The sequence below is a fragment of the Pandoraea faecigallinarum genome (assembly GCF_001029105.3).
Taxonomy (GTDB): Bacteria; Pseudomonadota; Gammaproteobacteria; order Burkholderiales; family Burkholderiaceae; genus Pandoraea; species Pandoraea faecigallinarum.
In genome coordinates this window covers 432,346-446,585 of record NZ_CP011807.3, presented here as the reverse complement: position 1 = coordinate 446,585, position 14,240 = coordinate 432,346, and the positions used below count along the sequence as shown (strand labels likewise).

Sequence of the window (14,240 nt, the reverse complement as noted above, 5' to 3'; positions counted from 1 at the left end):
TCGCATCGGAACTCTGTAAGGACGGAATCGACTCGATGGCATACACACGTCGACCACCCCGCCAACGGGGCGGTACTTTTCTGGGCATCGTGCTCGGCCTGATCGTTGGGCTGGCCGTTGCCGTCGTCGTTGCGCTCTACATCACCAAGACGCCGACGCCGTTCGTCGAAAAGACGCCGCCGCGCCCCGCCGACAATTCGCCGGCCGCGCAGGCACCGGACCCGAACAAGTCGCTCCAGCCGCGCCCCCCGCTGCCGGGTGCGTCGTCGCCTGCCACGCCGGATGCCGCGTCGGCCGCCGACGCGTCGCCGCTGGTGCCGGGCGCACCGGTCGCCCCGCCGGTGGCATCGGCACCGAGCGCGCCGGCGCAGCCCGCGCAGAAGCCCTCGCCCGCCGACATTCTCAACGGCAAGTCGACGGTGCCGGTTGCCCCGCCGACCACGCCTCCGGCAAGCGCGACGGACAACGCGAGCACGGGTTACTACCTGCAAGTCGGCGCTTTCAAGTCGCAAAGCGATGCGGAGCAACTGCGCGCCAAGCTGGCCCTCTCGGGCTTCGAAGCAAAGGTCACGCAGCGCGACGCCAACGGTCTGACGCTCTTTCGCGTGCGTCTCGGCCCGTACGGCAAGCTCGACGAGATGAACCACGTGCGTCAGCGCTTGCAGGATGGCGGTTACGACACGGCAGTCATCCGTTTCACGAAGCAATGAACGCGAAAGGCGTTGCACCGCACGGGCAACGCCTTTTGTTTCCGCCAGCGACAGCGTGCGCGTTGAACCCGGCGGCGCGTCGCCGGTCATACGCACTGGCTAATTTGCCTGAATCCGGGATATGGTTTTGCTGGCGCGCCGCGCATCCGACCACCGCTAACCGGCGCGCCTGCCTCACTCCTAAACAACGATCATGAAAAAACTTCTTGGTGCCGTTCTGATTTCTTTGGGTTTCCTCTCGGGTGCGGCCTCGGCCTCACCGGAAGTGCCGGTCGCGGGGACCGATTATCTGACCATCGCGCCGCAGCCAACCAGTGCGGGGCCGGGCAAGATCGAAGTGACCGAATTCTTCTGGTATGGCTGCCCGCATTGCAATGCGCTGGAGCCGTCGCTGGAGAAGTGGGTCAAGACACTGCCCAAGGACGTGGTGTTCAAGCGCGTGCCGGTGGCGTTCCAGAGCCGTTTCGAACCGCACACGCGCATGTATCTCGCACTGGCCGCCATGGGTAAGGATGCAGAACTCATGCCGAAGGTCTTCAACGAAATCCACGTCAAGCATAACTATCTGCTCACGGCCGACCAGCAGGCGGATTTCCTGGCAACGCTGGGCGTCGACAAGCGGAAGTACCTCGATACGTACAAGAGCTTCGGGGTCGACAACGGCGTGAAGGTTGCCAACAAGACGTGGCAGGACTACAAGATCGACGGCGTGCCGACGATTGCGATCAACGGCAAATACCTCGTCTCGCCGGCCACTTCGGGCGACGCGCTGCAAAAGCAGGGCAAGCCGGCCACGACCGAGCAGCAAACGTTCGACGCGGCGCTCAAGACGGCCGACTCGATCATCCACCAGATCCGCGCGAAGAAGATGTAAGCTTCGCCGCTCACAAAGCCCGGCCCCGGCCGGGCTTTTGCGTTATATGGCTACCCATACGACATCACCCAAGGTTTTCATTACCGGCGCGTCCAGCGGGCTCGGGCAGGCGCTGGCACGTCATTACGCCGCGCAGGGCGCCATCCTCGGACTCGTCGGCCGCCGCGGCGACAAGCTCACCGATCTGGCCGCCACGCTGCCGCATCCGCATGCCGTGCACTGCTATGCGCTCGACGTACGCGACGCGCTGGCCCTGCGTGCGGCAGCCGGCGACTTCATGGCACGCCACGGAGTGCCGGACATCGTGATTGCCAATGCGGGCATCAGTCACGGCGTGAATACGGAAGACGCCGCGGATTTGCCGCACTTTGCCTCCGTCATGGAGACGAACTGGATGGCGATGGTCGCCACGTTCAGCCCGTTCGCCGGCCCGATGCGCGAGCGCAAACGTGGCACGCTCGTGGGCATCGGCAGCGTGGCGGGCGTGCGCGGTCTGCCGGGGCATGGGGCATACAGTGCGTCGAAAGCGGCCGCCATGACGTATCTGGAGAGCCTGCGCGTCGAGTTGCGCGCCGACCGGGTGGCTGTCGTGACGATTGCGCCGGGCTACATTCGCACGCCGATGACCGACGGCAATCCGTTCCCCATGCCCTTCCTGATGGATGCGGACAAGTTCGCCCGCAAGGCGGCCGCGGCGATTGCGCGTCGCAAACGCTTCGTCGTGCTGCCGTGGCCGATGGGCATCGTCGCCTTCGCGATGCGCTGCCTGCCACGCTGGTTGTACGACGCGTTGTTCGCCCGCGCGCCGCGCAAACCGACCGTGGCGCAAAGGCAGGCAAGTGACATGGCCCGGGCGGCACCCTCCGGCACTGGCAAGCCCGGCGACGAGACCCTACGCGACTGAGCGGCGCAACCCGTCGATCGCGCGAAGATGATCTTCGAGGACTGACTGAAGCAGGCGAATGAAGGCGCGTCCGGCGTGAGATAGCGGCTCGGCCTGCGAGTACACGGCATGCACGCGCAGTTTCCTTGCCGGGCGGATTTCGTGGACGTCGATGCGCTGGAACGTCGACGCATCGATGCAAAACGGATCGACGATCGCAACACCGACGCGCTCCTTGACCAGCACCCGCGCACTGATCGCCGAGCGCACCTCCACGATGGGGGACGGCCGGCGGTGCCTGCCGAAGATGTCACCGACCATCGCGCCGAGCGGCGTGTCATGCCCGTAATCGATCCACGGATGCGAGCTAAGATCGTCCACTTTCACGATGCCACCCGGGGCGAGCCAGCCGGGCGGGCTGATGCACATCATCGGCCCGTCCGCCAGCGCCTCCATCTTCAGGTTGTTCGAATTCACCGCGAACATCGACACCCCCAGGTAGTCCTTGCCCAGCAACACGCGGGGAATCAGGTTGTTGTGCGTGAGCGGTTCGAAGTGAATCTGCAACGCCGGATACCGTTGATTGAACAGGGCGATCGCGCGCGGCACCAGTTCTGCGCCAAGGCTCGGACTGCACACGATGTTCAGCTTCCCGCTCTTGCCTTCGATGATCGCGCGCACCAGGTCGTCGACCCGCAGCACACCGGCATACGCCGTCTCCACTTCGCTATAGATGCGGCGGGCTTCGGGCGTGGGAAAGAGGCGCCCCTTCGAGCGCTCGAACAATGCGAACCCGAGACGGCTCTCCGCCGCGGCAAGAATTCGGCTTGCCGACGGCTGCGTGATGAAGAGCATCTTCGCCGCCTCGGTGATCGAACCGGTCATCATGACGGCACGAAAAGTCTCGATCTGGCGCAGGCTCATCGCCAGCGGGCGCTGTATGGGGGCGTCGGATACCACGTCTGCACCTGTCTGAAGGGGTCTCGATGGTGCAAAAGCTTACCTCAGGCACCCCGGTGGTGCGAACCCATGCATTGAGGCTATAAGGTCCGAAAATCGTTCTATTGGACCCCCTGTCCACGCGGTTGCTATCGTGAATCCGTCACATTTGCCGTGAAAACGGATCTCACGCATGCCACCTACCCTGCTCGTCCTCAACCCTAATTCGCTTGACCGCGTAACGCAGAGCATCGCGGCGACAGCAAGTGTCCAGTTCCGCGACAGCGCCGTGCGGCTCACGTTCGCAACGCTGGCCGATGCTCCGGCGGGTATCGCGACACAGCGCGATGCCGAGCGCGCCGCCGTGCTCGTCGCCAACGCCATCGAGCGCAACCTGCAAAGCACCGACGCCGCCGACGCCTTCGTTCTCGCCTGCTACAGCGACCCCGGCCTCGCGGCCGCGCGGGAAATCACGCGCAAGCCGATCATCGGCATCGGGCAGGCGGCATTGGGTGCGGCCGCTGCCCTTGGCGAGCGCATCGGCGTCGTGGCGATTACATCCGGGAGCATCGCCCGGCACTGGCGCGCCTATCGCGCCCACGGCTTCGCGCAGAAGGTCGTCGGCGAGCGCGCCATCGATCTGAGCGTGGCGGAATCGGGCGACGAGGCGCTTGCGGTGCCGCGTATTGTCGATACCGCACGCGCGCTCATCGAACAGGACGGTGCCGACGTTGTCGTACTCGGCTGCGCCGGCATGACCGCGTTACGCGCGCGCATCGAAGACGCGCTCGGCGTTCCCGTCGTCGAGCCGTGCATGACGGCTATCGCGCTGGCGTCCAACGTTCTCACGGGAGCCGTCCGGTGAGCGCCGCCGCCCCGGTACTGGGCGTGCTCGGCGGCATGGGACCGCTCGCCACGGCCGACTTCATGCGCAAGCTCGTGCAGAGCACCCCGGCCGCAAGGGATCAGGATCACATGCCGGTGTTCGTCCACAGCGTGCCGCAGATCCCCGACCGCAGCGAATCGTTCCTCGCCGGCTCCGACGCGCCCTGGCCGTTCCTGCTGTCGGGACTGCGCATTCTGGAAGCGGCAGGGGCCGGCGCCATTGCGATTCCCTGCAACACCGCGCATCTCTGGCACGCGCGTCTGGCGGCGGCCACGGACCTCGAAGTGCTGCACATCGGCAGCGCAACGTCCGAGGCCGTCACGTCGCATCCGGCAAGGCTTACCCGCGTGGGCCTGCTGGCGACGTCCGCAACGATCCAGGGACGTATTTATCACGACGCACTGTGCGCGGCGGGGGTCGACGTCATCGTCCCGCCGGCGCAACACCAGACCGAACGCGTCATGGCGGGCATTGCGGCCGTCAAGGCCGGCGACCTCGCCGCCGCGACCTCACTGTTGCGGCTCGCCGCGGCGCAGCTAGTCGACGACGGTGCGCAAGGCGTCATCCTCGGATGCACGGAGCTTCCTCTGGCCCTTGACGGCCAGTCGTCCGACGTCCCCCTCTTCGACACCACCCACTTGCTGGCGGCAGCCTGCATTGCATGGTGGAGCCGGTCGAAGGCAGAGCAACTCAGGAGCGAGAGCTTTTCATCATGAGCGACTTTGATCTGATCATCCGCGGCGGCACCGTCGTCAACGCCACACAAACGTGCGAGGCCGATGTGGCCGATGTGGCCGATGTGGCAATACGTGGCGACAAGATCGTCGCCATCGGCGCGCACCTGGCCGGCAGCGCGGCACGCGTCATCGACGCGACCGGCCGTCTCGTGATGCCCGGCGGCATCGACACGCACTGCCACGTCGAACAACTGTCCGGCATGGGCAGGATGGGCGCAGACGACTGGTACTCCGCGAGCGTGTCGGCGGCCTTCGGCGGCACGACGATGATCGTGCCCTTCGCCGCGCAGCATCGCGGCAATTCGCTGCGCAAGGTCGCCGACGACTACGCCGAGCTGGCGCGGCGCAAGTCCGTCATCGACTACAGCTACCACCTGATCCTCTCGGAAACCGACCCGCAGACCCTGCACACCGATCTGCCCGAACTGATCCGCAGCGGGATCACGTCGTTCAAGGTCTACATGACGTACGACCAGTTGAAAATCGACGACTACCAGTTGCTCGACGTACTCGCCGTCGCCGCACGCGAGCGAGCCCTGGTGATGGTCCACGCGGAGAACAACGACGTCATTCGCTGGGTCTCGCAACGTCTGCTGGAGCGCGGCTACACGGCCCCCAAATTCCACGGCACGAGTCACGTGGCGCTCGCCGAGGCCGAGGCCACCCATCGCGTAATACAGCTCTCGCGGCTTTTCGATGTGCCGGTGATGATCGTGCACGTGTCCGCCGTCGAGGCGCTCTCGACCATTCAGGCAGCGCGCAAGATCGGCGCACAGGTCTATGGCGAAACGTGTCCGCACTACCTCTTGCTCACCGAGGATGACATGGACCTGCCCGGCACCGAGGGGGCCAAGTACTGTTGCAGTCCGCCGCTGCGCGACGCCCAGGCGCAGGAAAGCCTCTGGGAGGGCCTCGCCAACGGCACGCTGCAAACGCTGTCCTCCGATCACGCGCCCTATCGCTACGACGAAAGCGGAAAGATCCCATACGGCGACAAGACCACCTTCAAGCAGATGGCGAACGGCATGCCCGGCCTCGAAGCGCGTCTGCCGCTGCTGTTCTCCGAAGGCGTCGGCGGCGGCCGTCTGTCGTTGCAGCAGTTCGTGGCGCTGAGCGCAACCAATCACGCAAAGATGTACGGCATTTTCCCGCGTAAAGGCCATATCGCGCTGGGCGCCGACGCCGACATCGCCATCTGGAATCCGGAGCGCGAAGTCACGCTCACCACCGCCACGCTGCACGATCAGGTCGGCTACACACCCTACGAAGGGCGCACGGTCCGGGGATGGCCCGAAATCGTCATCAGCGCAGGGCGCGTGATCGTGAGCGACGGCCGTCTCGATGCGGCCCCCGGCAGCGGGCGCTTCATCGCGCGCGGCGTGCCCGAGCCGCACACGGTCGAGCGCGAGGTCTCCCCGCGCGCCACCTTCTTCCGGACGCTGGCCCTCACCCGGGAGAAGCAGAAGAATTACTGATTTTCCGGATTACCGATTGCATCTGTTATTTCAAGAGAGTGGATATGAGCAAGAGCAGAAAACTGGGGCTGGCCGTCGCACAGATGGGCGCGGTGAATCTGGCGGACGACCGTCGCCGCGTCGTGGCGCGTCTGGTCGAGATGCTGCGTGAAGCGGCCGGACGCGGCGCGAAACTCGTGGTCTTCCCGGAAATGGCGCTCACGACGTTCTTCCCCCGCTACTGGATGAGCGAAGAAGAAGCCGTCGAGCGCTTTTTCGAGACATCGATGCCCAATGCCGACGTGCAGCCGTTGTTCGACACCGCGAAGCAGCTTGGGGTGGGCTTCTATCTCGGCTACGCCGAACTCACCCCGGACGGCCGGCGCTTCAACACGTGCGTGCTGGTCGGCACCGACGGCAACCTCCTGGGCAAGTACCGCAAGATCCATTTGCCGGGTCACTCGGATCACAAGACCGAAGCGCCGTTCCAGCATCTGGAGAAGAAGTTCTTCGAAGTCGGCAACTCCGGCATTCCGGTGATCGAATCGTTCGGCACGCGCGTAGGCATGTGCCTTTGCAACGATCGCCGCTGGCCCGAGACGTGGCGCGTCATGTCGCTGCAAAGCGCCGAGATCGGACTGGTGGGCTACAACACGCCGTCGATCAACATTCATTGGAACGAGCCGGTGCATCTGCGCATGCACACGCACCTCGTGTCGCTACAGGCCGCTGCTTACCAGAACGCGATGTTCATCGCCGCCGCCGCCAAATGCGGCAGCGAAGACGGTCATCACATGATCGGCGGGTCGGTCATCGTGGCGCCGACGGCCGAGATCGTGGCGCAGGCCGTCACCGAAGAAGACGAAGTCATCGTCGCGTCGGTCGACCTCGCGGTCACCGAAGGCTTCCGGAATCACGTCTTCAACTTCGCGAAGCACCGCCGTCCGGAGCACTACCGTCTGATCGTGGAACGCACGGGCGCCGGTGCCCCGTTGCCGCAGCAAGACTTCTGAGATACCCGTCCATCGCTCGTGCAAACCGCACGAAGGAGACATCATGAGTGGCTATGAAACAAACAGCCTGAGTCCGGCACAAGGGGCTCAAGACCGACCGGGAACCCCGGCGGGCCAGCCTGCCAACAGCCCGATGCGCGCGCTGATCGCGGCCGTGTCCGGCTATGCCATGGACGGCTTCGACCTCCTCATTCTGGGCTTCATGATGAGCGTGGTCAGCGTGGATCTTGGTCTGAGCGCGACCGAGGGCGGCTCGCTGGTGACGGCAACGCTCATCGGCGGCATCTTCGGCGGGATCGGCTTCGGGATTCTGAGCGACTACCACGGTCGCGTGCGCGTGCTGACTTACACGATCCTCGTGTTCGCGCTGTTCACCGGTCTGTGCGCGTTCGCCACAGGCTACTGGGATCTGCTGATCTATCGCTTCCTTGCGGGTCTGGGCCTGGGCGGCGAATTCGGCATCGGCATGGCGTTGGCCATCGAGGCATGGCCGGCCGAGAAGCGCGGCCGCGTGTCGTCTTACGTCGGCATGGGCTGGCAACTCGGCGTGCTGCTCGCTGCGGTGCTCACGCCGCTGCTGCTGCCGCATATCGGCTGGCGCGGTATGTTCATCGTGGGCGTGATTCCTGCGCTCGGGTCGTTCATCATTCGCAAGGTGATCGGCGAGTCGGAGATCTTCCTGAAGTCGACGCGCAAGAAACGCGAATTCCCGATCAAGACGCTGTTTCGCGACGCGCAGACCACCAAACGCAGCCTCGGCGTCATCATCCTGTGTTCGGTACAGAACTTCGGCTACTACGGGCTCATCGTGTGGATGCCGGCGTATCTGTCGAAGATCTTCGGCTACAGCCTCGCGAAGTCGGCGGTGTGGACCGGTGCGTCGATCATCGGCATGCTCGTGGGCATCTGGATCTTCGGTCAGCTGGCCGATCGAATCGGCCGTCGTCCGACCTTCATCGGTTATCAGATCGGGGCGCTGGTCATGGTGTTCGTGTACTCGCGACTGACCACACCGGAAGCGCTGCTCATTGGCGGCATCGTCATGGGGGTCTTCGTCAACGGCATGATGGGCGGCTACGGTGCGCTGCTCGCCGAACTCTATCCCACGCATGCCCGCGGGACTGCGCAGAACGTGCTGTGGAGCATCGGACGGGGCTTCGGTGGCCTGAGTCCGCTTGCCATCGGCGTGATCGCGGCGCACTACTCGTTCGAAATCGCGATTGCGGCGTTGGCGGGCATTTACGTCATCGACATTCTTGCGACGGTGTTCCTCATCCCCGAACTGAAGGGCGTGGAGCTGGAGTAATCCCGATACGGCGGGCCGCCCGGGCGTCGGGCCGACGGGCCCGCCTTGTCGTTTCGGTCACTGGAGAACGCGTGGAAATCGACTTTGGAGAACTCACGCCCTACGAACGGTACAAGCTGATGAGCAGCCTGATCGTCCCCCGCCCGATTGCGTTGATCACGACATTGAGCGACGACGGCACCGTCAATGCCGCGCCGTTCTCGATGTTCAACATGCTGGGGGAAGATCCGCCCATCGTGATGGTGAGCATCAACCGGCACGAGGATGGGGCGCTCAAGGACACTGCTGTCAATATCGCGCGCAGCGGCGAATTCGTGGTGCATCTCTGTGACGAGGTCATCGCCGCCCGGATGCATCGGTGTAGCGCACGGCTGCCGCCGAACGTCAGCGAACTGATTGAAGCAGGCTTGACCACGGCAGCGAGCGTCGACATCGCGCCACCGCGCATCGCCGAGGCTCCCGTAGCGTTCGAGTGCACGGTCTGGGAGACGCTGCGCTCGGACAGTCGCGAGATCTTCATCGGTCGCGTGCTGCGCCTGCACGCGCGCGACGGCCTGGTCGATCGTGAGACGTGCCGCATCCGGCTGGACGAATACGCCCCTGTCGGACGCCTCGGCGCAGGCTACTACGCCACGACGCGAGAGCGCTTCACGATGTGATCGCTCGCGGGGGCTGCGGCTCGGACATCCCCCAAAACGCAGGACGAAGCCGCGGAATGCGCAATCCGGCGCGTTACAGTGCCCCGCATTCCCAAACCTGCGGTGTCCCATGAGCGCCTTGTTTTCGCAAGCCGAGCCTCGCGCTTGCCCGGCCTGCTCCGCTTGCTCCTCTCGCGGCAGTGTCCTTCGTCGTCATCTTTGCGTGTTCGCAGTCCTTCCCGCCGCTGCCGTGCTGACCGGATGCGCCGCCATGGACCCCGGCAACTGGCAGGTCTTCGGGCCGCCGTCGTCCTACGTGCGCCCCGCGCCGATGATTGTCGTGCCTGCCCCCGCCCCCGCACCGGTTATCGTGCCGCCAGCGCCGGCCATCGTGGCTCCGGCACCGGTCATCGTTACACCGTCCCCCGTCATCGTGGGTCCTCGCCCGCCGGTCGTCGTCGCCCCCTCACGCCCCGGCAGCGCGCGCGACGCCGCGCATTTTCTGCGAGAACGCTGCTATCTGGAAAAGGGGGGCTGCTATACGGCCGAATCTCATCAGGGGTACGAATTCGATCCATACACCGGCACCTGGGACTGGGTGAGTCAGACGGACTACCGCTGGAAGGGACGTCGCGGGCATCGCCGGCATCGGTGAAGCCTGCCGGACGGTTCGCCCCCTCGCATTTCATGCGCGAAACCTTCCGTCTCGCGCAAGATTCCGTCGTATTTTTGACCCATTGTGGTGCATTCCAAACCTGCGTTAGAGTGTCCGTGTAACTTGAACAGAGGTAAACACGACGTCAATCCGGACCTGCCGCCATAGAGCGGACGCGTGTCGACGACCGATCTGTCGGCTACCGATCCGCCTGCGGCACTCCCAACCAAGCAGGAGAGGCACATGCAGACAACCCCTACCGGTACGCCGGTCATCGATCCGGCACTGCGACGCAAAGCGGTGATCGGCTCCACGCTGGGCAATGCGTTCGAGTGGTTCGACTTCACCGTCTACGGCCTGTTCGCGGTGGTCATCGCGAAACTCTTCTTTCCTGCCGATAACGACACGACATCGCTGCTCGCGAGCGTGGCCTCGCTCGGCGTGGCGTTCTTCTTCCGTCCGATCGGCGGGCTGGCGTTCGGTCTCTACGCGGACCGTGCGGGCCGCAAGTCCGCACTGTCAGTCATGGTGCTGTTGATGGCGCTCGGCACGGGGCTGATCGGTATTGCGCCGACGTACGCGACCATCGGCTTCGCAGCGCCGTTGCTCATCCTGCTCGCCCGTGTGATTCAGGGCTTCTCGGCGGGAGGCGAGTTCGGGGGCTCGACGGCCATGCTCATCGAATTCTCGCCGCCGAATCTGCGCGGTTTTTACGGCAGCTTTCAGATGTGTTCGCAGGCACTCGCCGTGGCGCTCGCAGGGCTGTGCGCGTATGCGCTCAACACCGGCCTGACGAAAGAAGCGCTGGAATCGTGGGGTTGGCGGCTGCCGTTCCTGTTCGGCATTCTGATCGGGCCGGTGGGCTTCTACATTCGCCGCCGCATGACGGAATCGCCGGAATTTCTGGCTTACGCCGCGGCGCGTGAACCGACACGCCGCACGCCGCTTGCCGACGTCTTCTCGAAGCACTATCGCTCGTTGATCGCCGGCTTCGGCCTGACGGTCGCCGCCACGACGTCGTTCTACGTCACGCTGATCTACACGCCGATCTACGCCGTCAAGCAACTCGGCCTGACGCAAGGCGTGGCGAGTCTGTCGACGTTCCTCGCTGCCATGCTGATCGCCTTGCTCTGTCCGCTGACGGGCTGGATTTCGGACCGCGTCGGTCGCAAGCCGCTGATCCTGCTGTTCGTGCTGCTCTACGGACTGACGTCGTTCTGGATGTTCACGCGCCTGCACGGTGCGCCGTCCATGGGCAACCTGCTGCTGGCCCAGATTCTCCCGGCGATCTGCATGGGCTTTGTCTGGGGCGCGTTCCCGACGGCCGTCACGGAGGTGTTCCCGGTCGGCGTGCGCTCGACGGGCGTCTCGATTCTGTACAACGTTTCGGTGATGCTCTTCGGCGGTCTCGCGCCGTTCTGGATCACGTCTCTCATCAAACTCACGGCGAACCCGCTCGCGCCCGCCTGGTACATTCTGCTGACGGTGGCGATCAGCCTGACGACCTATGGTTTGCTGGGTCGCGAAGGCCGCCATGTGCCGGCGTCGACGCAACACGCCTGACGAGGCCGCCGGCATGCTCACGATGCCGGCGACGCGATGAAAAAAGCCCCGGAGATGTCGGTCTCCGGGGCTTTTTTCACGATTGCGCGCTGACTTGGATCAGACGGGCAGGACCGGCGAGAGGACGGCCGAGAAACGCCAGACGCCTTTCGCATCGCGCTCGCGTTTGAGTTCGCCTGCATGCCAGAGCATGTGCAGATGCGCGAGCGCCTCGCCCATGGCGAAGGTGGTCTGATGGGCGTCGAGCTTGCGATGGAACATGATAGGTACGATGTCGCCCGCGCTTTGCGGCGACTTCGCACACGCCTCACGCACTTCCTGCAGACGCGCCGCGTGGTGATCGCGAAGCTGACGAATCCGCGTGTGCAGGCCGGTGAACGGCCGGCCGTGCGAGGGCAACACGAGGCAGTCGGGCGGAAGATCGAGATACACGCCCAGCGAGTCGAGGAACAGTTGCAGCGAGTTGGCTTCGGGTTCGATGTCGAACACGCTGACGTTGGTGGAAATACGCGGCAACACCATGTCGCCGGAGATGAGCACGTTGTGCTGTTCCGAATACAGCGCCATGTGTTCGGGCGAGTGACCGTAACCGGCGATCAGACGCCAGTCGCTGCCGCCGATGCGCAATGAGTCGCCGTCCTTCAAACGGAAATACCGCGACGGCACTTCGGGCACGAGATCGCTGAAGTACGACTTGCGATTGCGGATCGGCTCGATCATGGCTTCGTCGGCAAGTCCATGCGCGAGGAAATGCGCGACGGCAAATTCGCCCCCGGCATTGGCGGCGTTGTTATTGTCGCCTTCCGACATGAGCCGCCCCCACGCATAGTCGCCGAGCGACATGGCAAGACGCGCCTCCCAGCGCTGCTTGTCGCCGCCCTTGCAAATCCAGTGCGCAAGACCGAGGTGGTCGGGATGGCAATGCGTGACGACGACGCGCAGCACCGGCTCACCGCCCAGCGCGCTCTCGAACACTTGCTCCCAATACGCCTTGATCTGCGGATGGGTAATGCCGCAATCGACAATGGTCCATCCTTTGACACCGTCGACTTCGTCGCGCAGCAGCCACAGATTGATGTGGTCGAGCACGAACGGCAGCGGCATGCGTACCCAGAAAACGCCGGGCACCACTTCGTGCACGGTCCCGCCGTCGGGCAGGAAATCGCCAAGAGGATAGTTCAGTTGTTGTTCGAGGGCATTCACGGGGGCCACGCTCCAGATGGGCTTGTTCTCTCGTTGTCGGGTTGACGCCATCACCGATTGCATACGATGCAAGTTGACGCTAACGTAAACGGCAATTCTATCTGCAATGGTAAGCATTCGCTTAACCGCCTGGCCTGTGCTTCACCTCGCATAACCCGATCCGATGCTCACATACACGATCACCGACCTCGCCCGCGAGTTCGACATCACCCCCCGCGCGATCCGCTTCTACGAGGATCAGGGCCTGCTCACGCCAGCCCGTGAAGGCCCTGGCGGACGCCATCGCGTCTACACCGGTCAGGACCGCACGCGCCTGAAACTCACGCTGCGCGGCAAACGCCTCGGACTCACACTCTCCGAGATCAAGACGATTCTCGACCTGTACGAGTCCCCCAAGGACACCGTGCCGCAACTCAAGGTGTTCCTCGAAACGCTCGCCCAACATCGCCAGGTACTGGAGCAGCAACTCGAAGACCTCCACGCGACACTCGATGAAGTCTCCCAGCACGAAGCCCAGTGCCTCTCGCTGCTCGAAGCCGCGGGTGAAACTGTGCCGCCCGCTGCCCGGCGGACGAAAACCGCCGTCTCGCTCTAACGGGCTGGGATCGGCACCGCCCTGACTGCGTTCCACCTGAAAGTCTCTCCGTCAGGGCAGCACCAATCCCCGCCGTTCAAACGCCCCGAAACCCTCCCACTCCCGCCCCCCCCCACTTCTGCCGAGTCCCCTCTGGAAAATCCTTACTTTACGTTTACGTAAACGTAAAGTAGTATCGCTGGACCCGGCTTTCATCAGCCTCCGCGCCCATCACGACCATGGCCAACGACCCTGTTCCTCATGCCGCTCCGCTCGACGACGTCGTCGCCGCGAAAATCCGCGCCAGCTTCGATAAGCAGGGCGTGATGACACACTGGGGCGCACAACTCACGCATCTTGCCGAGGGTTTCTGCGAAATTTCGCTGCCATTCTCCGGCAAGGTCAATCAGCAACTCGGCTATTTCCATGGCGGCGTCATCGGCGCCATCGCCGACTCGGCAGGCGGCTATGCCGGCTACACCCGCATCTCGCCCAGCCAGGAACTGGTCACCGCCGAATACAAACTGAACATTCTCGCGCCCGGCAAGGGCGATACACTGGTCGGACGCGGTCAGGTCGTCAAAGCGGGACGCACGCTCATCGTCGCCACGGCCGAACTTTTCGTTGTCGATGACGGCAAGTGGACGCTCTGCGCCCTCATGCAGCAAACGCTCTTCGTGCTGCCCGTGAACTCCGCCACGGCGGCAGGCACGGTGCGCTGATCGCTTCGCGGCAACGCTATTGCACGACATTGCACGACATCGCAAGACATCGAATCAACATCGTTTTCGAAGCCCAATACACC

The 14,240-nt window shown here is 64.2% G+C and carries 15 protein-coding genes; 13 read left to right on the top strand and 2 right to left on the bottom strand.

Features of this window, described 5'->3' with window-relative positions; translation table 11 throughout:
- The first annotated feature begins 35 nt into the window (after positions 1-35).
- From AB870_RS01980 to AB870_RS01970, 3 genes are all read left to right on the top strand, one after another.
- Positions 36-710, top strand: a complete 675-nt coding sequence (locus AB870_RS01980; protein WP_047906725.1) for an SPOR domain-containing protein — start codon at positions 36-38, stop codon at positions 708-710.
- Positions 711-903: 193 nt separating this feature from the next.
- Positions 904-1,584 carry a thiol:disulfide interchange protein DsbA/DsbL gene (locus AB870_RS01975; RefSeq protein ID WP_047906724.1) on the top strand — a complete coding sequence of 227 codons (681 nt, stop codon included), beginning with the start codon at positions 904-906 and terminating at the stop codon, positions 1,582-1,584.
- A 46-nt stretch (positions 1,585-1,630) separates the two neighbouring features.
- Positions 1,631-2,488, top strand: coding sequence for an SDR family oxidoreductase (locus AB870_RS01970; RefSeq protein WP_084663224.1), 858 nt, complete (start codon positions 1,631-1,633; stop codon positions 2,486-2,488).
- Here AB870_RS01970 and AB870_RS01965 read toward each other — a convergent pair.
- Positions 2,477-3,427, bottom strand: coding sequence for a LysR family transcriptional regulator (locus AB870_RS01965; RefSeq protein WP_053059526.1), 951 nt, complete (start codon positions 3,425-3,427; stop codon positions 2,477-2,479). The two genes, AB870_RS01970 and AB870_RS01965, sit on opposite strands and share 12 nt — an antisense overlap.
- 172 nt (positions 3,428-3,599) lie before the next feature.
- On the opposite strand from AB870_RS01965, the gene AB870_RS01960 reads away from it, so the two are divergent.
- The 8 genes from AB870_RS01960 to AB870_RS01925 all read left to right on the top strand — a co-directional run bounded on the left by AB870_RS01960 (position 3,600) and on the right by AB870_RS01925 (position 11,658).
- Positions 3,600-4,271: an aspartate/glutamate racemase family protein gene (locus AB870_RS01960; protein ID WP_047906723.1), complete on the top strand. Its 672-nt coding sequence runs from the start codon at positions 3,600-3,602 to the stop codon at positions 4,269-4,271.
- Positions 4,268-5,008, top strand: a complete 741-nt coding sequence (cuyB, locus tag AB870_RS01955) for a cysteate racemase (RefSeq protein ID WP_047906722.1) — start codon at positions 4,268-4,270, stop codon at positions 5,006-5,008. Before AB870_RS01960 ends, cuyB begins: the two co-directional genes overlap by 4 nt.
- Positions 5,005-6,504: a dihydropyrimidinase gene (hydA, locus tag AB870_RS01950; RefSeq protein WP_047906721.1), complete on the top strand. Its 1,500-nt coding sequence runs from the start codon at positions 5,005-5,007 to the stop codon at positions 6,502-6,504. Before cuyB ends, hydA begins: the two co-directional genes overlap by 4 nt.
- Positions 6,505-6,548: 44 nt before the next feature.
- Positions 6,549-7,496, top strand: a complete 948-nt coding sequence (locus AB870_RS01945; RefSeq protein WP_047906720.1) for an N-carbamoyl-D-amino-acid hydrolase — start codon at positions 6,549-6,551, stop codon at positions 7,494-7,496.
- A 43-nt stretch (positions 7,497-7,539) separates the two neighbouring features.
- On the top strand, positions 7,540-8,802 hold the full coding sequence (locus tag AB870_RS01940) for an MFS transporter (RefSeq protein WP_047906719.1): 1,263 nt from the start codon (positions 7,540-7,542) through the stop codon (positions 8,800-8,802).
- Positions 8,803-8,873: 71 nt separating this feature from the next.
- Positions 8,874-9,461 carry a flavin reductase family protein gene (locus AB870_RS01935; protein WP_047906718.1) on the top strand — a complete coding sequence of 196 codons (588 nt, stop codon included), beginning with the start codon at positions 8,874-8,876 and terminating at the stop codon, positions 9,459-9,461.
- A 202-nt stretch (positions 9,462-9,663) separates the two neighbouring features.
- Positions 9,664-10,095 (top strand): hypothetical protein, encoded by a 432-nt coding sequence (locus AB870_RS01930; protein WP_047906717.1) that lies wholly within the window; start codon positions 9,664-9,666, stop codon positions 10,093-10,095.
- Positions 10,096-10,338: 243 nt separating this feature from the next.
- Positions 10,339-11,658 carry an MFS transporter gene (locus tag AB870_RS01925; RefSeq protein ID WP_047906716.1) on the top strand — a complete coding sequence of 440 codons (1,320 nt, stop codon included), beginning with the start codon at positions 10,339-10,341 and terminating at the stop codon, positions 11,656-11,658.
- Positions 11,659-11,757: 99 nt separating this feature from the next.
- Here AB870_RS01925 and AB870_RS01920 read toward each other — a convergent pair whose 3' ends face one another.
- Entirely contained in the window at positions 11,758-12,861 is a 1,104-nt protein-coding gene (locus tag AB870_RS01920) for an MBL fold metallo-hydrolase (protein WP_047908690.1), read from the bottom strand.
- Between the two features lie 163 nt (positions 12,862-13,024).
- Here AB870_RS01920 and AB870_RS01915 point away from each other — a divergent pair, with 163 nt between their 5' ends.
- Positions 13,025-13,456, top strand: coding sequence for a MerR family transcriptional regulator (locus AB870_RS01915; protein ID WP_047906715.1), 432 nt, complete (start codon positions 13,025-13,027; stop codon positions 13,454-13,456).
- A gap of 218 nt (positions 13,457-13,674) precedes the next feature.
- Positions 13,675-14,157: a PaaI family thioesterase gene (locus AB870_RS01910; RefSeq protein ID WP_047906714.1), complete on the top strand. Its 483-nt coding sequence runs from the start codon at positions 13,675-13,677 to the stop codon at positions 14,155-14,157.
- Positions 14,158-14,240: the final 83 nt, after the last annotated feature.